Origin of the sequence: Cryobacterium sp. 10I5 (assembly GCF_035019865.1) — a bacterium.
GTDB classification, from domain to species: Bacteria; Actinomycetota; Actinomycetes; order Actinomycetales; family Microbacteriaceae; genus Cryobacterium; species Cryobacterium breve_A.
In genome coordinates this window covers 13,979-40,065 of record NZ_JASJVI010000029.1, presented here as the reverse complement: position 1 = coordinate 40,065, position 26,087 = coordinate 13,979, and the positions used below count along the sequence as shown (strand labels likewise).

Below are 26,087 nucleotides of genomic sequence, written 5' to 3'. Positions count from 1 at the left end.
ACCCCGACCGTCGCAGCCAGTGTGGCAGCCCCGGCAGCGGCCTACGTCAACCCGAGTGCCGGGAGTGGAACGGCGGCCGTCGCTGCCGTCGCCGCCGCCGTCGCAGGCACCGCGGCCACCGACCCGGCGGCGACCGGTGCGGCAGCCGGCCCTCTCGTCGGCAAGCCCACCCCCGCCGATCCCACCATCGGCCCTATTCCGGCAGCCATCCCTGCCGGCTTCCTCTCCGGGCTGCTTGCAGCCGGAGGGGTCCCCCTGATCTCGCGCATCCGGAGACGATCCTGATGCGCGCACAGCTTGACGTCACAATCTCCGGCTTCGGCCAGGGACAGGGCATCAGGAAAGACGTTCCCGCCCGGGTTCGTCTCATGCAGTACACCCGAAAGGCATCATCACAGTGATTTCGAAGAAGGCAATTGCGCTCTGCGCAACCGTCGGTGTCGCCCTCACCGGTTTCGCCATTGCGACGCCGGCCAACGCCGAGCCCGTCTCCAACAGCTACGTCGCCGTCGGATCGGACACCCTGGAGGACGTCGTCAGCTCGCTCGCCAACGGTTCCTCGCTTTCCGGCGCGGCAGTGCGTGCGACGACGGCGGCTGGCTCGTCCATCGGTTCCTTCGATGCGACCGGAACCATCTACATCACCACGAAATCCTCAGGCGTGCGTTTTGGACGCCCGAACGGTTCGGGCGACGGTCGCACGGCGCTCCTCCGCTCCATCGATGGCGCGGCATACACGTCTGGTACGGTCGGCGCGCCTGCCGCTGTCGTGATCAGCGGTCAGGTTGACATCGCGCGTTCCTCGGGCTCCGGCACCGTCGACGCCGCCGGAAGCCTGATTCAGGTTCCCTTCGGCCGTGACGCCATCGCCTACGCCTACGACAGTGGCTCTACAGCGACCGGCATCGACACGATCGACACCGCGACCATGACGAGCCTCTACACCTGCAGCGTCACCACCCTCGGCGGCGTCACGGTCACCCCGATCATCCCGCAGGCCGGTTCCGGCACGCGCAAGGACTTCATGTCCAAGATCGGCGTCACCGACGCCACTCTCGGTTCCTGTGTCCAGACCGGCCAGGAGCACGACGCGTCCAACCTCGGCGTCAACCAGATCATGCCGATGTCGGTCTCCCGTTGGGTCGCCATGAACACCGGTGCCAGCTACCCCAAGAAGAAGGACACCACGGTTCTCGGCTCGCTCGTTGCCGGCACCACCCCCGTCACCGGCACCGGCACCTCGATGGTCCCGAACGCCCCTTACTACGCTGACTCCCTCTGGGGCCGCGACACCTACCTCGTCGTGCAGTACGCGCGCGTCGACCCGACCAACGCCGCCTACGACGCCCAGCTGGCCGCACTGCTGGACCCGACCAAGGGCACAAGCCTCACCAACTCGCAGACCACTTTCGCTGCCAAGGCGGGCTCGCTGAAGAAGAAGTTCGGCATCCTCGCCCCGTCCACCACCACCGCTGTCCGCATCTCCAAGTAGCCCGACCTACTTTCAGAAAAGGTATAAGACACTCATGAAGCTCAACAACAAGATCCGCTTCGCCGCCGTCGGCGTCGTTTCCCTCGCCCTCGTCGCCGGTGCCTCCATGGTCGCCTCGGCTTCCGTCCAGACCAACGGATCCGCCGCCCCGGTCTATCTCTATGACACCAACGCGGCGCAGCTTGCCGATGGTGTGACGCTCGGCTGGACCGATGACCTCATCGGCTCATCCGCTCAGGGCGACATCAACGGCGAATTTGCTTGCCCGGTCGGCACGACCGGCATCTTCTCGTTCCTCGCCGCACCGGGCACGGAGAACGTTCCGAACACCTGGAAGGCATTTGCTCCCCTCGGCTTCAACGGCACGAGCCTGAACGTGCTGAACCCGTTCCTGACGCCGTCCTCGATGATCAACGGAGCGCAGGGTGCAGTCAAGGCTGCCGGCGGTAACTACAGCCTCGGCCTCGCGTGCACCAACCTCAACGGTGTGGCGGTAACCGCCGGGTTCTACCGCTCGATCGTCGTCACGCCGGTGACCGGTGCCTTCACGGTTGCCGCTCAGGCGGATGTCGTCGTCACGCCGACCCCGACCCCGACCCCCACTGCGACGGCTCCGGCCGGCACGACCGGTACCGTCGCTCTCGCGCCGACCACCGCGAACGCCACCAACGGTGCACTCGCCCTCACGGTTCCGGCCGGCGCTGCGGCGACGTTCTCGGCTCCGTCGCTCGTGAACAACAAGTCGACCACGGTCGGTACCCTCGGTGCCGTCACGGTCAACGACGGCCGCGTCGTCTCCCGCAACGGCTGGGACCTGTCCGCGAACGTTGCGAACTTCGTCAACTCCACTGACGCGACCAGCACCATCAGCAAGGTGCAGCTCGGCCTCGCCCCGTCGGTCACCGTTGCCGGCACCTCCGCGACCGGCGTCACCGCCGCCGCAGCCCAGGTCGCCGGTTCGGCGTCCTACCCGGCCGCCTTCGCCTCCGGCGCGGCAGCCAACACGGTCGGCGACAGCGTTCTCAACGCCGGCCTGACCTTCGTCGCACCGCAGGAGAAGGCGGCCGGCACCTACACGTCGACGCTGACCCTCACGGTCGTCTCGAAGTAGTAACACAACCCGAGTAGAGGGGGAGGGGCGGCGCCCGCGCCGTCCCTCCCTTTCCACGGCACCACCCCGCATGTCTCTCCACCCCCCAGATTTCGGATCCGCCCGCAGAAAAGAGAACGTCGATCGTGACTCCCCGCCACTCCCTCTCCCGCAGCATCGCACTCGGTGCCGCCGGAGTGCTGGTCACCCTCGGACTGACCCTCACCCTCGGGGTCGCGGGCGCCTGGGCCGCGGACGGCTCCGACGGCATCGCCGGCGCCCCGTCGTCCAACGGCGGCGTCGACCAGGACCGATCGCGTTTCACCTACCAGGTCGATCCGGGCCAGGTCATCGATGACGAATACCTCGTCGAAAACACTGGAACGACCACGCAGGCCGTCACGGTCTACGCCACGGATGCGTACAACGCCGACGACGGCACGTTCGCCCTCCTCGAGGGCAGCGAAGCCCCCAAGGACGCCGGCAGCTGGGTCACCTTCGAGAACGGCACCGGACGCGTCTCCGTCACCCTCGAACCGGGCGCCCAGCAGGTGCTCCCGTTCACCGTGAAGACCCCGGCCGATGCGAAGCCCGGTGACCACGCCGGCGGGATCGTCGTCTCGGCCCTCTCTCCGGCCGGACAGGTCTCGGTCGACCGGCGCGTCGCCATCCGCCTGTACGTGCGCGTCAAAGGCCTGCTGCAGCCGGCGCTGACGATCAGCAGCATCGAATCCAGCTACGAGGGCAGCATCAACCCCTTCGCCGGCGACACCAAGATCCGCGTCAGCCTGACCAACACCGGAAACGTGTCCCTCGGGGCCAACACGGTCTCGCAGGTCAAGGGCATCTTCGGCATCCCGCTCTCGGGGCCGACCGACCAGGAGATCTCGGAGATGCTGCCCGGGAGTTCCCGCACCGTGACGCTCACCGTCAGCGGTGTCGGCGCCTGGGTCTACCTCAACCCGCACGTCTCCCTCGCCGCCACCGTCGACGCCGACGCACTCAACGCCGGCGCCCTGCCCACCGCCGAACGCGACACGAGCCTCGTCGTGGTCCCGTGGGCCTTCCTGATCCTCCTGGTCCTCGCCGCTGTGACCTGGCTCATCGTGCGGCTCAGCCGCATGCGCGACTCGACCCGGGCCGCGGCCTGGATCGAATACACCGAGGCGGAAGCGCGCCGCAAGGCGCGCGAAGAGGCCCTCGTGAGCGCCGGCGCAGACGCCCCCGCCGGTCACAACCCCACACCGTAACCACCGCACCGAAGCACGTCTCGCTCCACTGCCCTGCAGCTTCACCCAGGCACCGCAGCTCCACCGCACCAGGAATCATCGGGGAAGAACATGCCCACACCACCTGTCCGTTCGATGATCGTCAGGGGCGCCCTGGTCGCCCTCCTCGCGCTGGGGGGAACGGCCGTGATGGCCGCCGGCGCGCAGGCCGATGACAACGGGGTCGTCGCCCTGACGGTCAGCGTCGCGGACCAGCTGCCCACCGGCCCCGTCGAGATCCACTGCACGCTCCCGGTCGGCGCCCGGGCGGATTCCTCGCCGGTGTTCATCACTATCCACGGCCTGAAGCCGTTCTCGCACGTGGAGGTCTGGGTGCACTCCACGCCCGTGCTGTTGGTGAGCGGCACGGCGGATGCCGCCGGCGACTTCTCCGGCAGCGGCACTCTTCCGGGCAACCTCGAGGCGGGTGGGCACACCATCGAGGTGGTGGGTGTGACGGGCGCCGGCGACCCGTTCAGTCAGGTGGCGGCATCCTTCGCCATCACCGACGCAGGCACGATCGGGTCGGCCACGACCGGCGACGCCAACGGCGTGCTGAGCCTGGTTGTGCCGTCGGCGGCCGTTGCGACCTTCAACGCCCCGGTGCTGGTCTCGAACCGGTCGACGACCACCGGTGTGCTGGGCAGCTTCGCGGTCAGCGACGCCCGGGTGCTCACTCGGGAGGGCTGGACCGTCTCGGCCGACGTCGCCGACTTCGTCAACGCCGCGGACGGCAGCGCTATCGGCAAGACGCAGCTCGGCCTCGCGCCGCAGCTCGTCAGCACCGAGGCGACGGGCGTCAGCCTGTTCGCCGCCCAGTCGGCAGGCACCGCGAGCTACCCGATGAACCTCGCCGCGGCTGCCCCGGCGAACCCGGTGGGCACGACCGTGCTCAATGCCGATCTCACCTTCGTCTCGCCGCCCGAGAAATCGGTCGGCACCTACCGGTCCACCCTGTCCCTCACCCTCGTCTCCCAGTAACCGGCCGGGCGTCGGCTCGGTCCGTCAAGCTCGCGCGGCTCGGAATGAGCGAGGCTCGGTTTCCCGCTTCGTTTCCCTCTCGTTTGCCCGCCCGTCAGCTCGCCGAAACCTCGAATGGACTAACTTGACTGTGCTCACATCCGCTCACGCGCGCCTGATTCTGGTCGTGGTCCTCATCGCGTTCGCGCCGGTGGCGGGCCTGGCCGGTCTCGCCACGAGCGCGCAGGCGGCGACGGACGACCCGAAGGGCGTGGGTATCAGCGTCGGCGTCGTCGGACCGTCGAGCCGGGCGACGACGACCCCGGCCGTCACGGCCCCCGTGAAGTTCCCGGCCGTGCCCGCAGTGACCCAGACGACGATCAAGGACACCGCCGCCGCCGCGACGGCGCTCGGTGCGAATCCCACGAAGATCGCCGGTGTCTTCTACGTGAGCGGCCTCACGACGCACACCGATTCCGAGGCCGGGCCGGGCGGCGGCACCCTGGTCCTCGACTTCACGATGCGCAACATCACGGATGCCCCGATCACCTCGAGCCTGCGCTTCTGGCTCGACAACGCGGTCGACCTCCCCGTCGCCATCGTCGACAAGGTCAGCATCGACGGCCTCGCCCCCAACGAGACCCGCACCGTCTCGGCCACCATCCCGGACGTCGGCCAGTGGGCCTGGTTCAAGGGTCACGTCACCATGACGCCGCCCGCGGACATCGGGGGCACGGCGCTCTCACCCGTCACCCGGGACTCGTTCACCCTCATCCCGCCATACTTCGCCCTGATCGTCCTTGCGATCGCCGGCATCCTGTCCCTGATCCTGCGCTACGTGCTCCTCCTGTCGCGAACCGCTCCCGAACCCGTGGAAGAGGTGGCGTCATGACGACAGCCCGGCTGCCCCGTCGCCCGAAACTTCCGACCGCACCCAAGCCGCCGAAGATGCCACGGGGCTGGGTCCCGCCCGTAGCGAACGCCGCCGCGGCACCCACGCTGCAACCCGGTGCGGAGAAGGTGCCCGGCCCCCGGGACTGGTCACCGACCGACGAAGGCTCCGCCATCGCCGGTGGAGGCGGACTGCCCGGCACGCCGCCGAAGCGCGGGCGCCAGGGCAAGCCGCCCAGGCCGCCGAAGATCCCGACGCCGCCCCGGCGCAGCCCGGTTCCGCCGCGCCCTCCGGTCATCCTCACCCAGCGTGACCAGGTCATCCGTTCGGCGCTCGCGATCGTCGCCATCCTCATCTTCGGTTTCCTCGCCAATCTGACGGTGCTCGGGCAGCTGCAGCACATCGTGTCCCAGCAACAACTGACGAACACGTTCCGATACGAGCTGTCCCAGGGCACCGCGCCGGTGAGCGAGGGCACCGTCGACAAGGTGCTGCTCACGGCCGGGACCCCCGTCGCGGTCCTCGACATCCCCTCGATCGACGTGCACGAGATCGTGGTCGAGGGCACCGATTCCGGAACCCTGCGCACCGGACCCGGCCACCGCCGCGACACCCCGCTCCCCGGCCAGTCCGGCATCAGCGTGCTCATGGGCCGGGCGGCGGCGTATGGCGGACCGTTCGCCCGGCTGCAGGAGCTGCGGCCCGGCCAGCAGTTCACCGTGATCACCGGCCAGGGCGAACAGACGTTCTCCGTGCTCGGCCTGCGCTACGCCGGTGACCCGGCTCCCGCCACCCTCGGTGCGGGCAAGAGCCGGCTGATCCTCGAGAGCGCACGCGGCCCGGCCTACGTGCCGAGCGGTGTCGTGCGAGTGGATGCCGAGCTCGTCTCCGAGACGAAGCCGGCCGGCAAGCGGCAGACGACCTTCGCGACCCTGCCCCTGCAGGACAAGGAACTGGCCACCGACACCACCACGGTCTGGGCCCTCGTCTTCGCCCTGCAGTTCCTGCTGGTCATCGAACTCGCCGCCGTCTGGGCGTTCCGTCGGGTCGGCCTCCGCAAGACCTGGATCGTCTTCCTTCCGGTCGTCACCGTCGGGGGGCTCTTCGTGGCCGACCAGCTGGTGCGCCTCCTCCCGAACCTGCTGTAGTCCCGAACCTGCCGTAGTCCCGAAACTGCTGTAGAACAACGAAACGAGTGGTCATGACCGATCCAGTGCAGAACGACGAGCTCACGCAGGTGCTGCCGAAGGTGTTGGCGTCCGGCCAGCGCGGCCGGAAGGCCCGCCAGCCCGACCGCGCCGACGTGCAACCGAAGCCGTTCCGGGTCGGCGCCTTCACCGCGCCGTGGAAAAAGCGTCCCTCGAGCCTCGACCAGGTCGTCGCAGCGAGCTTCGCCCCGCCCGCGCGCGAGATCGCACCACTCGCAACCCTCGAGGGCCGCAACGTCTCCGCGTGGTTCGGCGAACGCCAGGTGCTCGACCGGGTCAACCTGACCATGCCCGCGGGGATCATCACCTCGCTGATCGGCCCGTCCGGTTGCGGCAAGTCCACGTTCCTGCGCATCCTGAACCGGATGCACGAACTCGTGCCGTCCGCGAGCCTCGCCGGCGAGGTGCTCCTCGACGGAGAGGACATCTACGACCCCGAACGCAAGCTCGTCGACGCCCGCAAGAGCATCGGCATGGTGTTCCAGAAGCCCAACCCGTTCCCGGCCATGTCGATCTACGACAACGTCATCGCCGGGCTCACCCTCACCGGCAAGCGCGCCTCCAACGACGAGAAGGACTTCCTCGTCGAGAGCTGCCTGACCAAGGCCGGGCTCTGGAAAGAGGTGCGCGACCGGCTGCGCGCCCCCGGTTCCGGCCTCTCCGGCGGACAGCAGCAGCGACTGTGCATCGCCAGGTCGCTCGCGGTGACCCCGCGCATCCTCTTGATGGACGAACCGTGCTCGGCCCTCGACCCGACCTCGACGCGGGTGATCGAGGAGACCATGCTCGAACTCGCGCACGAGGTCACGATCGTGATCGTGACGCACAACATGCAGCAGGCCCAGCGGGTCTCACAGAACTGCGCGTTCTTCCTCGCCGCGCAGGGCACGCCCGGCGGCATCGTGGAGCACGGGCCGACCGACGCGATGTTCGGCAACCCGATCGACAGCCGCACCGCCGACTACGTCAACGGTCGTTTCGGCTAACCCCGTCTCTAACGAATTCGACGGACTTTTTGGGTTTCTGGCGCGTTAGCGGGCAGATAAATCGGTTCAGAAGACAAAAACTCCGTCGAATTGGTTCGGGCGTCGGGAGAGAGTCGGCTTCGAGGGATTCCCAAAGCATAGATAAACGTCTATACTTTGAGGACATCGAGAGTTAGGAATCCCCGTGTCTGAGAAGCCCACCGTCCTGTTCGTCTGTATCCACAATGCCGGTCGCTCGCAGATGGCTGCCGGCTACATGCGCGCCCTCTCCGGCGGCGCGGTCGAGGTGCGCTCGGGGGGGTCCGAGCCCGGAGACCAGATCAACCCGATGGCCATTGCCGCAATGAAGGAGGAGGGCATCGACATCTCCCAGGCCGTGCCCCAGCTGATGACCACCGAGCAGGTGCGCGAGTCGGACGTCGTCATCACCATGGGCTGCGGCGACGTCTGCCCGATCTTCCCCGGCAAGCGCTACGAGGACTGGGAGCTCGTCGACCCCAAGGGCAAGAGCATCGACGAGGTGCGCCCGATCCGCGACGACATCAAGGCCCGTATCCAGGCCCTCCTCGCCGAGCTCCTCCCCGCCGCGCTCTAGTTCGACCACAGGGCGGATGCCGCCCCTGGGCCTGACCTTCGGGCCAGGGAAGGTCAGACGGCCGGCTGGAGGCTGGGCGCTTCGAGTTCGGTCAGCGCGGCCAGCCTATCCTGCCCGATGGGCTCCTCGGGCAGGAGGGGAACGATCGCGATCCGGTCCGCGATCCGGCGCACCCGGTCGATCTGTTCGACCTCGTGCGCCGCGCGGGCGCGCAGGAACGGTGACGTGGGGTGGGCCGCGGCCAGGGAAGCGTTGACCACCCACGCCCACGGCCGGATCCCGGCCCGCTCGAGGTCCTCCCGCAAGCCTTCGGCCTCGAGGACCGGGGTCGTCTCGGCGAGGGTCACAAGCACGACCTTGGTCAGCGCCGGGTCCTGCAGGCGCATCAGCGGTGTCGTGAACGGAAGCGAGTCGCCGATCTGCCGCGCCATTTCGCGGTGATAGGACCCGGTCGCATCCAGCAGGAGCAGCGTGTGCCCGGTCGGCGCGGTGTCGACGACGACGAATCTGCGGCGGGACTCGTGAACGACCCGGGAGAACTGCTGGAAGACGGCGACTTCCTCGGTGCAGGGGGAGAGGAGGTCCTCGGCGAGTGCCGCACGGCCCTCCGCGTCCAGGGCCTTGCCCTTGGTCGCCATCACGTGGTCGCGATACGTCTGTACGGCTTCGACCGGATCGATGCGGGACACCTCGAGACCGGGCACGCTGCCGTGCAGGGTCTCGGTGAGGTGCGCGGCCGGGTCGGTGGTGGTGAGGTGCACGGCGTGGCCGCGCTCGGCGAGAGCGACCGCGATGGCCGCGGCGATCGTGGTCTTGCCGACCCCGCCCTTGCCCATGCAGAGCACCAGGCCGTGGTCATCGCGTTCGATCGCGTCGACGAGGGCAGCGAGTGGCGCGTCGACGACGTCCCCGGGTTCCGTCGTCTCGCCGATCGCGCCGATCGCGCCGATCGCGCCGGGTTCGCCCGTGTCGGTGCTCGCCGCGAAGAGCGACTTCAATGCCGGGATCCCGACCATGTTGGCGGCCCTGAGTTCGAGCACGTCGAGCGGGAGGCCGGAGATCGCGGCGGGGAGGTCGGCGAGGGCGGCGCGCTCGCGGGCCCGGACGGCCCGGGTGAGGTCCTCCTCGCCTGCGGCCTCCGGCAGTACGCCGTTGACCACGACGAATCCTCCGTCGATCCCGATCTGGTTCAGCTCCCGGTAGGTGCGTTCGATTTCGGCGAGTGAGGATGTCTGGGCGCGGGCCACGAGGACCAGGCGCGTGCGCGCTGGGTCGGTGAGGACCCCGACGGCGGCGGCGTACATCGACCGATGCTTGTCGAGCCCGGAGAGCGGGCCGAGGCAGGACGGGTCGCCCTTGCCGGCCTCGAGGAATTCGGTCCAGGATCCCGGCAACTGCAGCAGGCGGATGGTGTGCCCGGTCGGGGCCGTGTCGAAGACGACGTGGTCGTACTGTCCGGAGACGGACTCGTCGGCAAGCAGGCTGGTGAACTCGTCGAACGAGGCGATCTCGGTCGTGCAGGAGCCGGACAGGCCCTCGATGATGCCGGCGAGTTCGTCCTCGGGCAACAGGCCGCGCACGGGCGCGACGATGCGCTCGCGGTAGGCGGCTGCGGCCTCTTCCGGATCGATCTCAAGCGCGGAGAGGCCGGGGACGTTCACGAGGGGGGTGACCGTGTTACCGATCCGCACCCCGAAGACCTGGCCCACGTTCGAGGCCGGGTCGGTGCTGACCAGAAGCACGCGCTTGCCGCGACCGACGAGGTCGAGGGCGGTCGCGCAGGCGACCGAGGTCTTGCCGACCCCGCCCTTGCCGGTGAAGAACAGGAAGCGGGGCGGGTCTTCGAGGAATCTCATCGGGACGGCTTAGCAGCAGCCCGAGACGCCGCCGCAGCATCCGCCTGATTTCTCGGTCTGACCGCGCTCGGTCAGCCCCAGCTCGGTGCGGACGGGTGCGACCGGTGCCGGGTCGCCGAGGCCGGCGAAGGCGAGCAGGTCGTCGCGGCTCGGATAGGCCCCCGTGGCGACGGTGACGCCGTCGACGACGGTCAGGGGGAGGCCTTTCGAGCCGACGGTGCGCATGAAGCCGAGGACCGTCTCGTCGGTGGTGAAGGCGGTCGGGTCGGTCGCGAGGTTGTGGCGCTCGATGTCCGCGCCGAGGTCCTTCAGGCGGCGCACATCGGCCGCGACGGTGACGAGGGAGGCGTCGGAGTCGGGTCCGCACACGCCGGACTCGCAACACAGGGCCGGCTCGTAGATTCGAATGGCAGTCATGGGGTTCCTTGTCTCGCTATATCGATTTGTATCGATACTCCAGTATGAATCTCTATATCGATCTATGTCAATACGTCGCTATGCTGGTGCCATGTCGACAACCACCCTGCTTCCCCTCACCGACGTCAGCGCGTGCTGCGCGCCGCTGACCCGGGAACCGATCACCGCCACGCAAGCGGCCGGACTCGCGCGGTCGCTCAAGGCCATTGCCGACCCGACCCGGCTGCGGTTGATCTCGATCGTGGCCGCGTCGGAAGGCCAGGAGGCCTGCGCCTGCGACCTGACCGAGCCGGTCGGGCTGAGCCAGTCCACGGTCTCGCACCACCTGAAGGTGCTCACGGATGCCGGCTTCCTCAGCCGTCGGCAGGTGGGCACCTGGGCCCATTTCGCCCTCGTGCCCGGCGCCTTGGACTCCGTCGCCCGACTGTTGACGACCGCATGAGTGACGCATCGCCCGCCGTCCCGCCGACCACCTGGCAGCGCCGTGCGCTCGCGGAGTTCCTCGGCAGCGCCCTGCTCAGCGCGATCGTCATCGGGTCCGGCATAGCGGCATCCGCCCTGTCGCCGGGCGACGTGGGCCTGCAGCTGCTCGAGAACGCGGCGGCGACCGCCCTGGGCCTGTATGTGCTGATCGTGGTGCTCGCACCCCTCAGCGGCGCGCACTTCAATCCGGTCGTCTCCCTCGTCGACGTCGCACTCGGATTTCGCCCCTGGCGCGACCTCGCGAGCTACCTGCCCGCCCAGGTCGCCGGCTGTGTCGCCGGAGCTGTGCTCGCGAACTCCATGTTCGGGCTGCCGGCGGTCGCACTCAGCGGCACAGATCGCCTGACGGGACCGCACCTGCTCGCCGAGGTCGTCGCGACGGCCGGTCTGGTGCTCGTGATCTTCGCCCTCGCCCGCTCCGGCCGTGGCCAGTTCGCCCCCGCCGCCGTGGCCGCCTACATCGGCTCCGCCTACTTCTTCACGAGTTCCACGAGCTTTGCCAACCCCGCCATCGCCATCGGGCGGATGTTCACGGACACCTTCGCGGGCATCGCCCCCGGATCCGTGCCCGGCTACGTGGGCGCCCAACTCCTCGGCGGCATCCTCGGGCTGGCGCTCGTGCGCGTGCTCTATCCGCACCAGGGAACCACGGCGGCCGTCCGCTCGGACGTCGTCGCAGCATCCGCCACCGGGCGGGTATCAGAACGGGAGGCATGACCATGGATGACAGGGTCGACATGACGCAGAAGGCCGACATCACCGAGCTCGTCCGGGAGCGCTACGCCGCGGCGGCACTCCAGCTCACGGACGTGTCCGCTGCGTCGGGCTCCTGCTGCGTGCCCACCGATCTCGGCAACGGCGACGTGTTCGGGTCGATCCTCTACACCGGAGGCGAAAGCACCGAGATCCCCGAAGAGGCGCTGCTGGCGAGCCTCGGCTGCGGCAACCCGACGACCGTCGCCGACCTGCGCCCCGGCGAAACCGTGCTCGACCTCGGCTCGGGAGGCGGCATCGACGTGCTCCTCTCCGCGCGCCGGGTCGGCCCCACCGGCTTCGCATACGGCCTCGACATGACCGACGAGATGCTCGCCCTCGCGAGGGCCAACGCGAGCAAGGCCGGCGCCACGAACGTCGAATTCGTCAAGGGCCGGATCGAGGACATCCCGCTGCCCGACGCCTCGATCGACGTCATCATCTCCAACTGCGTGATCAACCTCTCCGCCGACAAGGCCGCCGTCATCTCCGAAATGAATCGCGTCCTGAAGCCCGGCGGCCGTCTCGGCATCTCCGACGTGGTCGCCGAGGACCACCTGAGTGAGCAGGACCGCATCGAGCGCGGCAGCTTCGCCGGCTGCATCGCGGGGGCACTCTCCCGGCAGGAGTACTTCGACGCCCTGACGTCCGCCGGATTCACCGACATCAGCGTCGAGTACACCCACGAGGTTGCGTCCGAAATGCACGGTGCCATCGTCAAGGCGGTCAAGCCCGTGGCTTGACCGCGTGTGACGCGGGTCGGGAGTGGCCCGGGCGTACACTGTCGGGCATGAATGCCGTGGATTTTTCCGAGGTTGAACGCAAATACGACGTCGACGCGGCATCCGTTCTGCCCCCGCTCCAGGACCTGCCCGGTGTGACCTGGGTGGATGCCCCCGTCGAGCACTCCCTCGACGCCGTCTATTTCGACACGGCCGACCTCACCCTCGCGGCGCACCGGATCACGCTGCGGCGCCGCACCGGCGGTGACGACGCCGGCTGGCACCTGAAGCTCCCGTCCGGGGTCGACGGCCGCGGCCCCGACGAGCGCCGCGAGGTGCACGAGCCGCTCGGCAGCGACCCCGAGCTCGTGCCCGCCGGACTCCAGGATCGGGTACGCGTGCTCGTGCGCGACGGGGTGCTCGGGCCCGTCGTGCGGCTGCGCAATCACCGGATCGTGCACGTGCTGCGCGGCGAGACCGGTGCCGTGCTCGCCGAGGTCTGCGACGACAGCGTGCAGGCCGACCGTCTCGCCCCCGACCCGCTGCGCCAGGAGTGGCGGGAATGGGAGATCGAACTCGTCGAGGGAACCCCCGAGTTGCTCGACGCCGTTGCCGACGTCTTCTTCGCCGGGGGAGTCCGTCGGGCAGGCTACCCCTCGAAGCTCGGCCGCGCCCTCGGCGACCGCATCCCCGCAGACCCGCCTGCCCCACCGGCCCCGCCGAGCAAGTCGAGCACGACGGGGGCACTGCTGCTCGCCTACCTCGACGCCCAGATGCGGGTGCTCGTCCGCCAGGACCCGCTCGTGCGGCGCGACGACGCCGAGGCCGTGCACCAGATGCGGGTCGCGACCCGGCGGATGCGCTCGGTGCTGGCCACCTATCGCGACCTGCTCCCGAACGGGCTGGCCAACACCCTCGGGGACGAACTCCAGTGGATCGCCCGGGTGCTCGGCGCCGCCCGCGACAACGAGGTGCTGCACCACAACCTCGCCCGGTCGTTGTCCTCCGAACCGGCGAAGCTCGTGGTCGGGCACGTCAAGCAACGCCTGGACACACACTTCGCGGCCGACCTCGCCGCGGCGCAGACCGCCGCGGAAACCGTCCTCGACAGTCCGCGCTACTTCCGGCTGCTCGACGCGCTCGACGCCGTCATTGCCGAACCGCCGTTCACCGCGCTCGCGAAGAAACCGGCGCGGACCGTGGTCCCTGGACTCGTCAAGCGTGACGGCGGCCGCCTGCGCAAGGCCGTTCGCGCTGCTCGCGTCGTGCCGCAAGGCCCCGACCACGACGCCGCGCTGCACGAGGTCCGCAAGATCGCCAAGCGCCTGCGGTACACGACGGAATCAGCGCTCGTCCTGCGTCCCAAGCGCGCCGCCAGGGTCGTCGCCGCTGCGCGCCTGGTGCAGGACATCCTCGGCGAGCACCACGACAGCGTCGTCGCGCGCGGAGTGTTGCTCACCCTCGGCATGCGCGCCTTCATCGACAACGAGAACTCGTTCACCTACGGCCGGTTGCACGCGACCGAACAGTTCCGCGGCGCACACCTCGAAAGCCGGTTCCGGTCTGCGTGGAAGAGCTTCCCCAAGTCCGCGCTCTAGCGTTGACAGGGCACGACTCCCGTCCGCAGGTTCCCGAATGGTCCGCTGAGGTGTAGCATATCGAGGTTCGCGGGGCTCGTGAACCTCGATATGCGACACTTCACGGCGAGTGCAACCTCCGTCGCGTGCAACGTCCGGCGCGCGTGCGGGGGCTCAGTCGAAGTCGAGGCTGAGCTTGCGGAGCAGGGAGGCGAGGCGCTCGCGCTCGGCGGCCGTGAGCGTCGAGAGCAGTTCCGCCTCCGCGTCGACGAGGCGCGTGATGGCGGCATCGACCCGGATCAGCCCGTCGGGGTTCATCACGACGAAGATGCCGCGGCCGTCGTTGGGGTCGGTGCGCCGGGTGACGAGGCCGCGTTCGACGAGCCGGTCGATCCGGTTGGTCATCGTCCCGCTCGAGACGAGGGTCTGCTGCAGCAGCGCCTTGGGGCTGAGCTCGTATGGTGCGCCCTCGCGGCGGAGCGCCGACAGAACGTCGAACTCCCACGATTCCAGTTCGGAGCGGGAGAACGCGGTGCGCCTGGCCCGGTCGAGGTGCTTGGCGAGGCGACCGACCCGGCTGAGCACCTGCAACGGGGCGAAATCGAGGTCCGGCCGCTCGCGCAGCCAGGCATCCACGATGCGGTCTACTTCGTCATTGCCGGGCATCGTCCTATTATCCGGGCAGCCGGGGCATCCGTTCACACGGCTTGGCCCGTCGGCACGCCCGGCTGTGCGCCGCGCCCGATACTTCTGGCAGACTTATCAGCGTTGGTCGGCTACGGTCGGCGAATTCCGCCGTGGTGTAATGGCAGCACGACAGCCTTTGGAGCTGTTAGGTCCAGGTTCGAGTCCTGGCGGCGGAGCAGTAGATCATTTCCAGTGCTGCATTCCAGTGGCGCCCGCATCCGGTCCCCCCGGCCGGCAACACAGAAGCACGAGGACACCGTGACCGATTCCCGTCTCGCCATCGTCGTCCTGGCCGCAGGCCAGGGCACCCGGATGAAATCCGCGACTCCCAAACTGTTGCACCCCCTCGCCGGGCTGCCGATCCTCAGCCACGTGCTCGCGACGGCTGCCGCGCTCAATGCGGCGCACGTCGTGACCGTCGTGCGCCACGAGCGCGACCGGCTCGTCGAGATCGTCGAGGCCGACCTGCCCGAGAGCATCGTCGTCGACCAGGACGAGGTGCCTGGAACCGGCCGCGCCGTCGAGCAGGCCATCCTGGCCCTGCCCATCGACTTCGAGGGCGACGTGCTCGTCGTCAGCGGCGACGTGCCCCTCCTGAACGCGGCGACCCTCGCGAGCTTCATCACCGCGCACCGCGAACGCGACGTCGCGGCAACCGTGCTGTCCGCCTTCCCCGACGACTCCACCGGCTACGGCCGCATCGTGCGCGACGAAGCCGGAGCCTTCGACCGAATCGTGGAGCAGAAGGACGCCAGCCCGGAAGAACGCCTGATCGGGGAGACGAACGCCGGCGTGTACGTCTTCGGTATCGTCGAACTGCGTGAGCAGCTCGCCCGCATCACCACCGAGAACGCCCAGGGCGAGAAGTACCTCACCGACGTGATCGGCCTGCTGCGCCAGTCCGGCTCCGACGTGCGTGCCGTTCCGGTAGCGGATGCCTGGCTCGTCGCCGGCATCAACGACCGGGCCCAGCTCGCCGAGTCCGCACGGCAGCTCAACGCGCTCATCGTGCGCGGCTGGCAGCTCGCCGGCGTGACGGTGCAGGACCCGGCGACGACCTGGATCGACCTCGCCGTGACGATCGCGCCCGACGTCACGATCAAGCCGGGCACCCAGATCCTCGGGGCGACGGTCATCGAGACCGGCGCCGTCGTCGGACCGGACACGACCCTGGTGGACTGCGAAATCGGCGCGAACGCCGAGGTGAAGCGCACGGACGCGACCCTCGCGGTGATCGGTGCCGGCGCATCCGTCGGCCCGTTCTCGTACCTGCGGCCCGGAACCATTCTCGGCGCAGACGGCAAGATCGGCACCTTCGTCGAGACCAAGAACGCCGTCATCGGCGAGGGCAGCAAGGTGCCGCACCTGAGCTACGTCGGCGACGCGACGGTCGGCGTGCACTCCAACATCGGGGCGGGGACGATCTTCGCGAACTACAACGGCGTGACGAAATCGCCGAGCGTCGTGGGGTCCCATGTGCGCACCGGGTCGCACAACGTCTTCGTCGCGCCCGTTAGGATTGGGGACGGGGCTTACACCGGTGCCGGAACCATCGTTCGCAAGGACGTGCCGGCCGGAGCTTTGGCTCTCACCGTGGCCCCACAACGCAATATGGACGGCTGGGTTCAGACCAACCGCCCGGGAACCGACGCGGCGGAAGCCGCGGCTAAGAGCGGAGACTAGGTGCCTGGAATCAATGCCAGCGGCGAGAAACGACTTGTATTGGTTTCGGGGCGAGCACACCCGCAACTGGCACTGGACATCGCCAAGGAGCTCGGTACCGAACTCGTGCACACCGATGCCCGCACCTTCGCGAACGGCGAGATCTACGCCCGTTTCGACGAGAGCGTGCGCGGCAGCGACACCTTCGTGATCCAGTCGCACACCAACCCGATCAATGAATGGCTGATGGAACAGCTCATCATGGTCGACGCGCTCAAGCGGGCCTCCGCCAAGCGCATCACCGTTGTTGCGCCGTTCTACCCTTACGCCCGCCAGGACAAGAAGGGCCGCGGCCGCGAGCCGGTATCGGCCCGTCTCGTCGCCGACCTGTTCAAGGTCGCCGGCGCCGACCGCATTATGTCGATCGACCTGCACGCCGCCCAGATCCAGGGCTTCTTCGACGGGCCCGTCGACCACCTCTTCGCCATGCCGGTGCTGCTCGAGCACTTCCAGGAGAAGCTCGACCCCGCAACGCTCACCGTGGTCTCGCCCGACATGGGCCGCGTCCGCGTCGCGGACATCTGGAGCGACAAGCTCGGCGCCCCGCTGGCGATCATCCACAAGCGCCGCGACCCGCTGGTCCCGAACCGAGTCTCCGTGCACGAGATCGTCGGCCAGGTCTCCGGCCGCGTCTGCCTGCTCGTCGACGACATGATCGACACCGGCCGCACCATCGTCCTCGCCGCCGAGGCACTGCGTGCCGCCGGAGCGATCGGCGTGGTCGTCGCCGCGACCCACGCGGTGTTCAGCCACCCCGCGCTCGAGCTGCTGCAGAACCCGGCGATCACCGAGGTCGTCGTCACCGACACCCTGCCGATCCCGCCGGAAAAGCGCTTCCCGACCCTGACCGTGCTGCCGATCGCCCCGCTCCTGGCCCGCGCGATCCACGAGGTCTTCGACGAGGGATCCGTCACCTCGATGTTCGAGGGCGCCGCGTAACCCACGCTGCCCCCACCGACGGATGCCCCGCTCACCCGAGCGGGGCATCCGTCATTAAGGGAGCGGTGAGCGCTACAGCACCAGGGCGATCTCGACCCGCGCCGTGCTCCCGATCTCGAGGCCCTCGGCCACGCGGATGCTCTTCTTCACCGGAAGCAGGAGCTGGCCGCTCGCGCTCGAATAGAACAAGGATGTCGGCCAGCGCGAGTCGTCGATCCGCGCCAGTATCCGTACCGAGCCGAAGGCGTTGCGCTGCCCGGCTGTGAGCTCGCGGATGACCTCGGACTCGTCGACCGGCACGGACACGAAGATCCAGGCGCCCGCACCCTCGTACTCCCACAGGGGCGCCGTGAAGATGAAGCGGGGGCCGGCTAGACCCGGGGATCGGGTGGCCACGGATGCCTACGCCGGCACGACCGAAGGTCCGAACCCCGGCGCGCGGGGGATCAGGCCGAGCGCGATCACCCAGGTCTCCCGCTCGTGCACGTCGATCGCGTAACACTGCCAGCCGAACCCGCCGGGGCCGGCCAGGTCGAAGCGCGCCGTGGAGCCCTCCGCAAGCGGATAGTAGTGGGCGACCGCGACGGAGCACGCGCTCGCGGCGGTGACGGATGCGATCTGGAGCGACGTGAGGATCCCCGGCACGATCAGTGCCACGAGCCCGAGCAGCACGGCGAGGCGCATGACGAGCAGCATCCGCCTGCTGCGCAGCGGACGTGCAGCATCGTGCGGCTCATACCCGGCGAGCTCCGGGTGCTCGTGCTGCTCGCTGCCGTCGTCGTCGTTCATCGTGGGCTCCAGTATCGCAAATTGCGCGCCCATTCTCCGCGAGAGCGTAAAAAGTGCCCAATACCGCAGCGGCAAGGGGCACTTTTTACGCTCTCGCGGCAGAGAGGCGGATGCTGTGACTAGTGGGTGGAGGCCTCTGTCGCGATTTCGGTGCGGTCGCCCGACCACAGGGTGTGGAAAACGCCGGGCTTGTCGACGCGCTTGTAGGTGTGCGCTCCGAAGAAGTCGCGCTGGCCCTGCACGAGGGCGGCGGGCAGGCGCTCGGCGGCGAGCGAGTCGAAGTAGCTGAGAGCCGAGGCGAATCCGGGAACCGGGATTCCGGAGAGCGCAGCCGTCGAGACGACACGGCGCCAGGCCGACTCGCCGGCGGCGACGGCCGCGGCGAAGAACGGGTCGACGAGCAGGGTCGGGATCGACGGGTCGTTCGCGTAGGCATCCACGATGCGGTTCAGGAACTGGGCGCGGATGATGCAGCCGCCGCGCCAGATCGTGGCGACGGCGCCCTTGTCGATGCTCCAGTTGTACTTGGCGGCACCGGCGATGATCTCGTCGAAGCCCTGCGCGTATGCGACAACCTTCGACGCGTAGAGCGCCTGGCGCACGTCGTCGACGAAGGTGTGGCCGACCACGGCGATCTCGGGGCGGGCGCTGATCGAGGCGCGCACCGGTTCACGCTGCTCGGGGTGGCTCGACACGGCGCGGGCGAACACGGCCTCCGCGATCCCGGCGACGGGCACGCCGAGGTCGAGCGCGTTCTGCACGGTCCAGACGCCGGTTCCCTTGGAGCCGGCCTCGTCGAGGACGATGTCGATGAACGGCAGTCCGGTCTCGGCGTCGACCTGGCGGAGCACCTCCGCGGTGATCTCGATGAGGTAGCTCTCGAGGTCGCCCTTGTTCCACTCGGTGAACACGTCGGCGATGGCCGCGGGGGAGTGGCCGGTCACATGGCGGAGCAGGTCGTAGGCCTCGGCGATGAGCTGCATGTCGGCGTATTCGATGCCGTTGTGCACCATCTTGACGAAGTGGCCCGCGCCGTCCGTGCCGATGTGGGTGACGCACGGCACGCCGTCGACGACGGCGGCGATCGACTCGAGGATCGGGCCGAGGGTCTCGTAGGCCAGCGCTGAGCCGCCGGGCATGATGCTCGGGCCCTTGAGGGCGCCCTCTTCGCCGCCGGAGATGCCGGCGCCGACGAAGTTGATGCCGGTCGCGCTGATCGCCTTTTCGCGGCGGATGGTGTCGTGGAAGTCCGCGTTGCCGCCGTCGACGATGATGTCGCCCGGCTCGAACAGCTCGGCGAGCTGGCTGATGACCGCGTCCGTGCCCTTGCCGGCCTGAACCATGATGATGGCGGTGCGCGGGCGGCTCAGCGACGCGACGAAGTCTTCGATGGTCTCCGAGGCGACGAAGCCGGCCTCGGGGTGTTCCGTCATCAGGGTCTCGGTGCGCACGTACGAGCGGTTGTAGACCGCGACGGTGTTCCCCTCCCGGCTGGCGAGGTTGCGGGCGAGGTTCGAGCCCATCACCGCCAGTCCGACGACGCCAATATTTGCCTGTGCTGCACCGGTTACGGTCACGTTCGCTCCTTCAAAATGGTTGGTCTAGAACCACGTTCAAGGTTAGTCGGTCGGGCTGGACGCCTGCCCGACGGGGGCGGGCGGATGCTGGTGCGCGGTTCCCGCACACTCCGCTAGACTTAGCAGTTGAACTTCGGCGAGGGCTGCCAGGCGTGTCACTCGCGCTCGGCATCCGTTATCGACGCGGCGAAATGCTTCACGGCCTTTCCTCACGCGACACGCGTTCGAGTTGAACCAGTACCCATACGCGCGGCCATCGGCTGCGCAACTGATCTGGGCCGTAGAGGCCTGACAAGGAGACACATCATGGCTGAGGCCAAGGACAAAAAGGTCATCGACAACAAGATCGATGCAGACCTGCGCACCAAGTTCGGCAAGGGTGCGGCCCGCAAGCTGCGCGTGCTCGGCAAGATCCCGGCCGTCATCTACGGCCACGGCACCGACCCGGTGCACGTTGCACTTCCGTCCCACCAGATCGGCCTGATCCTGCGTCGCGCGAACGCGGTGCTCGAGCTCGAGGTCAACGGCGAGACCCACCTGACCCTCGTCAAGGACGTCCAGAAGGACCCGGTCCGCCAGATCATCGAACACCTCGACCTCATCGTCATCCGCAAGGGTGAAAAGGTCCAGGTTGACGTCGCCGTGCACCTGACCGGTGAGATCGTCGCCGGAAACGTCATCGACCTGGACATCAAGAGCCTGCTGCTCGAGGTCGAAGCGACCAACATCCCGCAGAACATCGTCGTCAACGTCGATGGCCTCGACGAGGGCGCCCAGATCAAGGCCGGCGAGATCGTCCTTCCCGACGGTGCCGTGCTCATCTCCGACGCAGACGCCGTCGTCATCAGCGTGCACCTGCCCGAGGCCGAGGAAGAGGAAGAGGCCGTCGCCGACGCCGACGCCGAGGCCGTTGTCGAGGAAGCCCCCGCCGAGTAGTATCCGCTTCACGCTTTCTGCCTGATCTCGTCGAACAAGGAGGATTTCCCTGGACGAGAATCTCTGGCTCGTAGTCGGGCTCGGCAACCCCGGGCCCGACTACGCCGGAAACCGCCACAACGTCGGCCACATGGTGACCGCCGTGCTCGCCGACCGACTGTCGGCGAATTTCAAGACCCACAAGACCAACGCGACGGTCGCCTCCGGGCGCAGTTTCCCCGGCGGTCCCGGGCTCGTGCTCGCGACCCCGAACACGTACATGAACGTGTCCGGCGGTCCCGTCTCCGCCCTGCTGCGGTTCTACAAACTCGAACCTGAGCGCCTGATCGTCGTGCACGACGAGCTCGACCTGCCGTTCGACACGCTCAAAATCAAGGTCGGCGGCGGCCACGGTGGTCACAACGGGCTCCGCGACATCATCGCGGCCGTCGGCACCAAGGAATTCGTCCGCATCCGCCTCGGTCTGGGTCGCCCGCCCGGCCGCCAGGCGCCGGCCGACTTCGTGCTGCACGATTTTTCGAAGGTCGAGCGCGAGACCCTGCCGAACCTGCTCGAAGACGCAGCGGATGCGATCCAGCTGATCGCCGCTGAGGGCGTCACCGCCGCCCAGCAGAAGTTCCACGCGCCCTGATCATCCCGGAAAGGCGATGGTCGGCGGTGCTGCGTAGAATTACCGGGTGACCCTCCACGGCGTAATTGCCACACTTTCGCGCGCCTCCACGTTCGACCGAGCCCTCGCGTGCGCGGGCCGCGACGCCGACTTCTCGCTCACGGAAGGCCTCAGGGCGCCCGTGCTCGCCGCGCTCCTCGAACAGCGCGCCCGTCTCGGCAAGGCCCCAGCCCTGCTGGTCATCACCGCCACCGGGCGCGAGTCCGAGTACCTGCACGACAACCTCGACTGCTTCACCGAAGACGCCGAGATCATCGGCTTCCCTGCCTGGGAGACCCTCCCGCACGAACGCCTGAGCCCGAGCGCCGAGATCGTCGGCAAGCGGCTCTTCGCGCTGCGGCGGATGCGGGAGTGGGAAGAGACCGACCCGGCCGTTCGCCGCCCGCTGATCGTGATCGCATCCGTGCGCGCGGCCCTGCAGCCCGTAGCGGACAACCTCACCGACTTCGCGCCGATCGTGCTCACCGCCGGCGCCCGCGGCAACGACCTGAGCGCGATCGCCGTGCAGCTCGTCGAACTCGCGTACACCCGCGTCGACATGGTCACCCGCCGCGGCGAGTTCGCCGTGCGCGGCGGCATCCTCGACGTGTTCCCGTCCGTCGCCCCGCACCCGTCCCGGGTCGAGTTCTTCGGCGACGAGGTCGAGCAGATCCGCGCCTTCTCCGTCGCCGACCAGCGCTCCCTGCCCGAACCGGTCGCCTCGGTGAGCCTGCCGCCGAGCCGCGAACTGCTGCTGAGCCCCGCCGTGCGACAGCGCGCCCGCGAGATGCAGCATGAGTTCCCGAGCCTCGCCGGCCTCCTCGCCAAGATCGCCGAGGGCATCCCGGTCGAGGGCATGGAAAGCCTCGCGCCCGCCCTCGTCGACCGGCTCGTGCCGATCACGCACTACCTTCCCGCTGAGGCCGCCGTCGCCGTGGTCTCGCCCGAACGCGTCGCCAGCCGCGCGATCAGCCTCGCCGAGACCAACCGGGAGTTCCTCGGCGCCGCCTGGAGCGCCGCGACCGCGGGTGCAGACGCGCCGATCGACCTCGAATCCGGCGACTTCCTCACCCTCGGCCGGCTACGCGAATCGGTCACGCACACCGCCCCCGGCGCGCCGGCCTCCGCCCACGTCTGGTGGACCTTCAGCTCCTTCCAGGCCGCCCCGACGGATGCCCCTGTGCTGCCCGAGCACCGAGAAATCGACGAGCTCCTCACCATCCGGGTCGAGGGCGAGGCGGTCCCGAGCTTCCAGGGCAGCGTCGAGGGCGCCATCGGCCACCTCAGCGGCCGGCTCAAGGACGGCTGGACCGTCGGCGTGCTCGCCCAGGGCGCCGGGCTCGTCGAACGCGCAGCCGCCGTGCTCGCCGAGCACGAACTCCCCGCCCGGATCGTGACCGAATGGCCGTCGGAACCGGAACCCGGCATCGCCTACCTGCTGAAGGCATCCGTCGACCACGGTTTCGAACTCGCCGAGACGAAACTGAGCCTCGTCAGCGAGTCCGAGTTCTACGGCCGCACGGTCGGCTACGACGCCCGCCAGGTGAAGAAGCTCGCGAGCCGGCGCAAGAACGTCGTCGACCCGCTGCAGCTCAAGGCCGGCGACCACGTCGTGCACCAGACCCACGGCATCGGCCGGTTCGTCGAACTGACCCAGCGCGAGGTGTCGAGCGGAGGCCGCAACCCGGTCAAGACCAAGCGCGAGTACCTCGTGCTCGAGTACGCGCCATCCAAGCGCGGGCACCCCGGCGACAAGCTCTTCGTGCCCACCGACCAGCTCGACCTCGTCAGCAGGTACATCGGCGGCGAGGCTCCCGCGCTCAGCAAGATGGGCGGCAGCGACTGGTCGAGCGCGAAGTCGAAGGCCCGGCACGCGGTGCGGGACATCGCCGTCGAGCTCGTCAAGCTCTACTCGGCACGGATGGCGAGCAAGGGCCACGCCTTCGGGCCGGACACCCCCTGGCAGCGCGAGCTCGAGGAGGCATTCCCATTCGCGGAGACCCCCGACCAGCTCACCACCATCGACGAGGTCAAGGCCGACATGGAACGGCCCATCCCGATGGACCGGCTGCTTTCCGGCGACGTCGGCTTCGGCAAGACCGAGGTCGCCGTGCGCGCCGCCTTCAAAGCGATCCAGGACGGCAAGCAGGTCGCGATCCTGGTGCCGACGACCCTCCTCGTCCGCCAGCACATGGAGACCTTCCAGGAGCGTTTCGCCGGTTTCCCCGTGCACATCCGTGCCCTGAGCCGCTTCCAGACCGAAAAGGAATCGCGGGAGACCGTCGCCGGCATCCTCGACGGCACCGTCGACCTCGTGATCGGCACCCACCGGCTCCTGACCGGGTCGATCATCTTCAAGGACCTCGGGCTCGTCATCATCGACGAGGAGCAGCGGTTCGGCGTCGAGCACAAGGACGCCCTCAAGAAGCTCAAGACCAACGTCGACATCCTCGCGATGAGCGCGACGCCGATCCCGCGCACGCTCGAAATGGCGGTCACGGGCATCCGCGAGATGTCGACCCTCGCCACTCCGCCCGAGGACCGGCACCCGATCCTCACGTTCGTGGGGCCCTACTCCGACCGTCAGGTCGCCGCCGCGATCCGGCGCGAGCTGCTTCGCGAGGGCCAGATCTTCGTCGTGCACAACCGGGTGTCGAGCATCAACCGGATCGCCGCGCATATCGCCGAACTCGTGCCGGAGGCACGCATCGCCGTCGCGCACGGGCAGCTGCCCGAGGCGCAGCTCGAACAGGTCGTCGTCGACTTCTGGGAGCGCAAATTCGACGTGCTCGTCTCCACGACGATCATCGAGACCGGCCTCGACATCGCCAACGCGAACACCATCATCATCGACAGGGCCGACAAGTTCGGGCTGAGCCAGCTGCATCAGCTGCGCGGCCGCGTCGGTCGTGGGCGCGAACGTGCCTACGCGTACTTCCTCTACGACGAGAACAAGCCGCTCACGGAGATCGCCCACGACCGGCTCTCCACGATCGCGGCGAACAACGAGCTCGGCGCGGGCATGCAGGTCGCCCTGAAAGACCTCGAGATCCGCGGAGCGGGCAACCTGCTCGGCGGCGAACAGGCCGGGCACATCGCCGGTGTCGGCTTCGACCTCTACCTGCGGATGATCGGCGAGGCCGTGAGCGCCTTCCGCGGCGACGTCGCGGAGGGCCAGACCGAGCTTCGACTTGAGCTGCCCGTCGACGCGCACATCCCCGAGGACTACGTCGACAGTGAGCGCCTCCGCCTCGAGGCGTACCAGAAGCTCTCCGCGGCGAGCTCCCCGACCGCGGCCAGGGACCAGATCGACCTCGTGCTCGACGAACTCACCGACCGCTACGGTGAACCCCCGCAGCCGGTGCAGAACCTGATCCTGGTCTCCCGGCTGCGCTGGCTCTCCCAGCAGGCCGGCCTGAGCGAGGTCGTCGCGATGGGCTCCAACCTGCGGGTCGCCTCGGCCGACCTCGCCGACTCGATGCAGGTGCGCCTGAAGCGGATGTACCCCGGCTCGCGGTACACCGTGGCAACCGGGGCGATCATGGTGCCGATGCCGCGGATCAACGACGAACCGCTCGGCGACGCGGCCCTGATCGCCTGGGCCGGCTCCCTGCTCGGGGCGATCTTCCCCCGCCCGGTCGAAGAGCCCGCCGCGCCGGGCGCCGCAGCCCAGGGCGCTCCGACGACCACGCAGAACCCCAACCCCAGGAGGAAGTCGTGACCGACGCCAGCCCGATCGACCCCCGGATCGACACCCCGATCGACGTCCTGATCCGCACGGTCGCCCGGCTGCGCGCCCCCGACGGCTGCCCGTGGGATGCGGAGCAGACCCACGCCTCGCTCGTGCCCTACCTGCTCGAGGAAAGCCACGAGCTGATCGAGGCGATCGAGGCCGGCGGCAGGGAGGAACTCCTCGAGGAACTCGGCGACGTGCTCTACCAGGTCCTCTTCCACGCCGACCTCGCCGCGCACACCGCAGGCGAGGACTTCGACCTGCAGGACGTCGCCGCGCGCCTGACCCGGAAACTCGAGGGCCGGCATCCGCACGTCTTCGGAGACCTCGACCTCGCGACGGCCGACGACGTCGCCGCGGCCTGGGACGGCTTCAAGGCCGCCGAGAAGCCCGGCCGCACGAGCGTGCTCGACGGCATCCCACAGGGCATGCCGGCGCTCGCCCTCGCCGACAACGTGCTCGGGCGCGCCCAGAAGATCGGGCTGCTCGACGCGGACGGCGCCGACTTCCCGCTTCCGCTCGAGAGTGAGGACGAGCTCGGCCCGCTGCTGCTCGCGATCGTCTCGGCGGCGAAGGCCCGCGGCCTCGACTCCGAACGCGCCTTGCGCACGGCCGTGCGCGGGCTCCAGGACGAGATCCGTGCCGCAGAGTTCGACAACGCAGACTTCGCGGGTGCTGCGGATGCCGTCACCGACTTCTCGGATGCCGGCATCATCGGCCTCCCCTCCGAGAACGACTGAACCAGCGACAGGCCGG

At 68.8% G+C, this 26,087-nt stretch carries 25 protein-coding genes and 1 tRNA gene; 20 read left to right on the top strand and 6 right to left on the bottom strand.

Annotated features, from left to right (window positions below; all coding sequences use genetic code 11):
• From QN350_RS09645 to QN350_RS09605, 9 genes are all read left to right on the top strand, one after another.
• Nucleotides 1-285, top strand: a 285-nt coding sequence (locus QN350_RS09645) for a hypothetical protein (RefSeq protein ID WP_416347727.1), incomplete at its 5' end; no start/stop codon positions are given.
• Nucleotides 286-397: 112 nt separating this feature from the next.
• Complete coding sequence (locus QN350_RS09640; protein WP_281534232.1) at nucleotides 398-1,492, top strand: hypothetical protein; 1,095 nt, start codon at nucleotides 398-400, stop codon at nucleotides 1,490-1,492.
• Nucleotides 1,493-1,526: 34 nt separating this feature from the next.
• Complete coding sequence (locus tag QN350_RS09635; RefSeq protein WP_322139190.1) at nucleotides 1,527-2,603, top strand: hypothetical protein; 1,077 nt, start codon at nucleotides 1,527-1,529, stop codon at nucleotides 2,601-2,603.
• A 125-nt stretch (nucleotides 2,604-2,728) separates the two neighbouring features.
• Nucleotides 2,729-3,832 carry a WxL protein peptidoglycan domain-containing protein gene (locus QN350_RS09630; RefSeq protein WP_281534235.1) on the top strand — a complete coding sequence of 368 codons (1,104 nt, stop codon included), beginning with the start codon at nucleotides 2,729-2,731 and terminating at the stop codon, nucleotides 3,830-3,832.
• A 90-nt stretch (nucleotides 3,833-3,922) separates the two neighbouring features.
• Nucleotides 3,923-4,831 carry a hypothetical protein gene (locus tag QN350_RS09625; RefSeq protein ID WP_322139191.1) on the top strand — a complete coding sequence of 303 codons (909 nt, stop codon included), beginning with the start codon at nucleotides 3,923-3,925 and terminating at the stop codon, nucleotides 4,829-4,831.
• A gap of 124 nt (nucleotides 4,832-4,955) precedes the next feature.
• Nucleotides 4,956-5,702, top strand: coding sequence for a hypothetical protein (locus QN350_RS09620; RefSeq protein WP_322139192.1), 747 nt, complete (start codon nucleotides 4,956-4,958; stop codon nucleotides 5,700-5,702).
• Entirely contained in the window at nucleotides 5,699-6,850 is a 1,152-nt protein-coding gene (locus QN350_RS09615) for a sortase (protein WP_322139193.1), read from the top strand. Before QN350_RS09620 ends, QN350_RS09615 begins: the two co-directional genes overlap by 4 nt.
• A gap of 263 nt (nucleotides 6,851-7,113) precedes the next feature.
• Entirely contained in the window at nucleotides 7,114-7,896 is a 783-nt protein-coding gene (locus QN350_RS09610; RefSeq protein WP_198413438.1) for a phosphate ABC transporter ATP-binding protein, read from the top strand.
• A 184-nt stretch (nucleotides 7,897-8,080) separates the two neighbouring features.
• Nucleotides 8,081-8,491, top strand: a complete 411-nt coding sequence (locus tag QN350_RS09605; protein WP_322139194.1) for an arsenate reductase ArsC — start codon at nucleotides 8,081-8,083, stop codon at nucleotides 8,489-8,491.
• A gap of 53 nt (nucleotides 8,492-8,544) precedes the next feature.
• Here QN350_RS09605 and arsA read toward each other — a convergent pair whose 3' ends face one another.
• Entirely contained in the window at nucleotides 8,545-10,347 is a 1,803-nt protein-coding gene (arsA, locus tag QN350_RS09600) for an arsenical pump-driving ATPase (protein ID WP_322139195.1), read from the bottom strand.
• Nucleotides 10,348-10,356: 9 nt separating this feature from the next.
• Complete coding sequence (gene arsD, locus QN350_RS09595) at nucleotides 10,357-10,764, bottom strand: arsenite efflux transporter metallochaperone ArsD (protein WP_322139196.1); 408 nt, start codon at nucleotides 10,762-10,764, stop codon at nucleotides 10,357-10,359.
• 91 nt (nucleotides 10,765-10,855) lie between these two features.
• Here arsD and QN350_RS09590 point away from each other — a divergent pair, with 91 nt between their 5' ends.
• The 4 genes from QN350_RS09590 to QN350_RS09575 are packed head-to-tail and all read left to right on the top strand — an operon-like array spanning nucleotide 10,856 to nucleotide 14,320.
• Nucleotides 10,856-11,206, top strand: a complete 351-nt coding sequence (locus QN350_RS09590; RefSeq protein WP_281534243.1) for an ArsR/SmtB family transcription factor — start codon at nucleotides 10,856-10,858, stop codon at nucleotides 11,204-11,206.
• Nucleotides 11,203-11,964, top strand: coding sequence for an MIP/aquaporin family protein (locus tag QN350_RS09585; protein ID WP_322139197.1), 762 nt, complete (start codon nucleotides 11,203-11,205; stop codon nucleotides 11,962-11,964). The genes QN350_RS09590 and QN350_RS09585 overlap by 4 nt, the downstream gene beginning before the upstream one ends.
• Nucleotides 11,961-12,743 carry an arsenite methyltransferase gene (arsM, locus tag QN350_RS09580; protein ID WP_322139198.1) on the top strand — a complete coding sequence of 261 codons (783 nt, stop codon included), beginning with the start codon at nucleotides 11,961-11,963 and terminating at the stop codon, nucleotides 12,741-12,743. Before QN350_RS09585 ends, arsM begins: the two co-directional genes overlap by 4 nt.
• Nucleotides 12,744-12,790: 47 nt before the next feature.
• Nucleotides 12,791-14,320 carry a CYTH and CHAD domain-containing protein gene (locus QN350_RS09575; RefSeq protein WP_322139199.1) on the top strand — a complete coding sequence of 510 codons (1,530 nt, stop codon included), beginning with the start codon at nucleotides 12,791-12,793 and terminating at the stop codon, nucleotides 14,318-14,320.
• 153 nt (nucleotides 14,321-14,473) lie between these two features.
• Here the strand turns inward: QN350_RS09575 and QN350_RS09570 are convergent, their stop codons facing one another.
• The gene (locus QN350_RS09570) at nucleotides 14,474-14,965 is read right to left on the bottom strand and encodes a MarR family winged helix-turn-helix transcriptional regulator (RefSeq protein WP_281534247.1); all 492 of its coding nucleotides are present in this window, start codon (nucleotides 14,963-14,965) and stop codon (nucleotides 14,474-14,476) included.
• A gap of 125 nt (nucleotides 14,966-15,090) precedes the next feature.
• Here QN350_RS09570 and QN350_RS09565 point away from each other — a divergent pair.
• From QN350_RS09565 to QN350_RS09555, 3 genes are all read left to right on the top strand, one after another.
• Nucleotides 15,091-15,162 (top strand) — tRNA-Gln (locus QN350_RS09565).
• Nucleotides 15,163-15,244: 82 nt separating this feature from the next.
• Entirely contained in the window at nucleotides 15,245-16,669 is a 1,425-nt protein-coding gene (gene glmU / locus QN350_RS09560; protein ID WP_322139200.1) for a bifunctional UDP-N-acetylglucosamine diphosphorylase/glucosamine-1-phosphate N-acetyltransferase GlmU, read from the top strand.
• Nucleotides 16,670-17,647, top strand: coding sequence for a ribose-phosphate diphosphokinase (locus tag QN350_RS09555; RefSeq protein WP_134448255.1), 978 nt, complete (start codon nucleotides 16,670-16,672; stop codon nucleotides 17,645-17,647).
• Nucleotides 17,648-17,719: 72 nt separating this feature from the next.
• Here the strand turns inward: QN350_RS09555 and QN350_RS09550 are convergent, their stop codons facing one another.
• The 3 genes from QN350_RS09550 to gndA all read right to left on the bottom strand — a co-directional run bounded on the left by QN350_RS09550 (nucleotide 17,720) and on the right by gndA (nucleotide 20,013).
• Nucleotides 17,720-18,043, bottom strand: coding sequence for a DUF1905 domain-containing protein (locus tag QN350_RS09550; protein WP_322139201.1), 324 nt, complete (start codon nucleotides 18,041-18,043; stop codon nucleotides 17,720-17,722).
• Between the two features lie 6 nt (nucleotides 18,044-18,049).
• Entirely contained in the window at nucleotides 18,050-18,436 is a 387-nt protein-coding gene (locus tag QN350_RS09545; protein ID WP_322139202.1) for a hypothetical protein, read from the bottom strand.
• Nucleotides 18,437-18,555: 119 nt separating this feature from the next.
• Entirely contained in the window at nucleotides 18,556-20,013 is a 1,458-nt protein-coding gene (gndA, locus tag QN350_RS09540) for an NADP-dependent phosphogluconate dehydrogenase (protein WP_322139203.1), read from the bottom strand.
• A gap of 306 nt (nucleotides 20,014-20,319) precedes the next feature.
• On the opposite strand from gndA, the gene QN350_RS09535 reads away from it, so the two are divergent.
• The 4 genes from QN350_RS09535 to QN350_RS09520 are packed head-to-tail and all read left to right on the top strand — an operon-like array spanning nucleotide 20,320 to nucleotide 26,071.
• Complete coding sequence (locus QN350_RS09535; RefSeq protein WP_281534250.1) at nucleotides 20,320-20,949, top strand: 50S ribosomal protein L25/general stress protein Ctc; 630 nt, start codon at nucleotides 20,320-20,322, stop codon at nucleotides 20,947-20,949.
• 49 nt (nucleotides 20,950-20,998) lie between these two features.
• Nucleotides 20,999-21,580, top strand: a complete 582-nt coding sequence (pth, locus tag QN350_RS09530) for an aminoacyl-tRNA hydrolase (RefSeq protein WP_281536195.1) — start codon at nucleotides 20,999-21,001, stop codon at nucleotides 21,578-21,580.
• A 46-nt stretch (nucleotides 21,581-21,626) separates the two neighbouring features.
• Entirely contained in the window at nucleotides 21,627-25,319 is a 3,693-nt protein-coding gene (mfd, locus tag QN350_RS09525; RefSeq protein ID WP_322139204.1) for a transcription-repair coupling factor, read from the top strand.
• The gene (locus QN350_RS09520) at nucleotides 25,316-26,071 is read left to right on the top strand and encodes a MazG family protein (RefSeq protein ID WP_322139205.1); all 756 of its coding nucleotides are present in this window, start codon (nucleotides 25,316-25,318) and stop codon (nucleotides 26,069-26,071) included. Before mfd ends, QN350_RS09520 begins: the two co-directional genes overlap by 4 nt.
• Nucleotides 26,072-26,087: the final 16 nt, after the last annotated feature.

Excerpts from the sequence above, each read along its gene's own strand:
- QN350_RS09635 (WP_322139190.1), top strand. The coding sequence starts at position 1,527 with ATGAAGCTCAACAACAAGATCCGCTTCGCCGCCGTCGGCGTCGTTTCC.
- QN350_RS09625 (WP_322139191.1), top strand. The coding sequence starts at position 3,923 with ATGCCCACACCACCTGTCCGTTCGATGATCGTCAGGGGCGCCCTGGTC.
- QN350_RS09615 (WP_322139193.1), top strand. The coding sequence starts at position 5,699 with ATGACGACAGCCCGGCTGCCCCGTCGCCCGAAACTTCCGACCGCACCC.
- arsA (WP_322139195.1), bottom strand. The coding sequence starts at position 10,347 with ATGAGATTCCTCGAAGACCCGCCCCGCTTCCTGTTCTTCACCGGCAAG.
- arsD (WP_322139196.1), bottom strand. The coding sequence starts at position 10,764 with ATGACTGCCATTCGAATCTACGAGCCGGCCCTGTGTTGCGAGTCCGGC.
- QN350_RS09590 (WP_281534243.1), top strand. The coding sequence starts at position 10,856 with ATGTCGACAACCACCCTGCTTCCCCTCACCGACGTCAGCGCGTGCTGC.
- QN350_RS09585 (WP_322139197.1), top strand. The coding sequence starts at position 11,203 with ATGAGTGACGCATCGCCCGCCGTCCCGCCGACCACCTGGCAGCGCCGT.
- arsM (WP_322139198.1), top strand. The coding sequence starts at position 11,961 with ATGACCATGGATGACAGGGTCGACATGACGCAGAAGGCCGACATCACC.
- QN350_RS09575 (WP_322139199.1), top strand. The coding sequence starts at position 12,791 with ATGAATGCCGTGGATTTTTCCGAGGTTGAACGCAAATACGACGTCGAC.
- QN350_RS09570 (WP_281534247.1), bottom strand. The coding sequence starts at position 14,965 with ATGCCCGGCAATGACGAAGTAGACCGCATCGTGGATGCCTGGCTGCGC.
- QN350_RS09545 (WP_322139202.1), bottom strand. The coding sequence starts at position 18,436 with ATGAACGACGACGACGGCAGCGAGCAGCACGAGCACCCGGAGCTCGCC.
- QN350_RS09535 (WP_281534250.1), top strand. The coding sequence starts at position 20,320 with ATGGCTGAGGCCAAGGACAAAAAGGTCATCGACAACAAGATCGATGCA.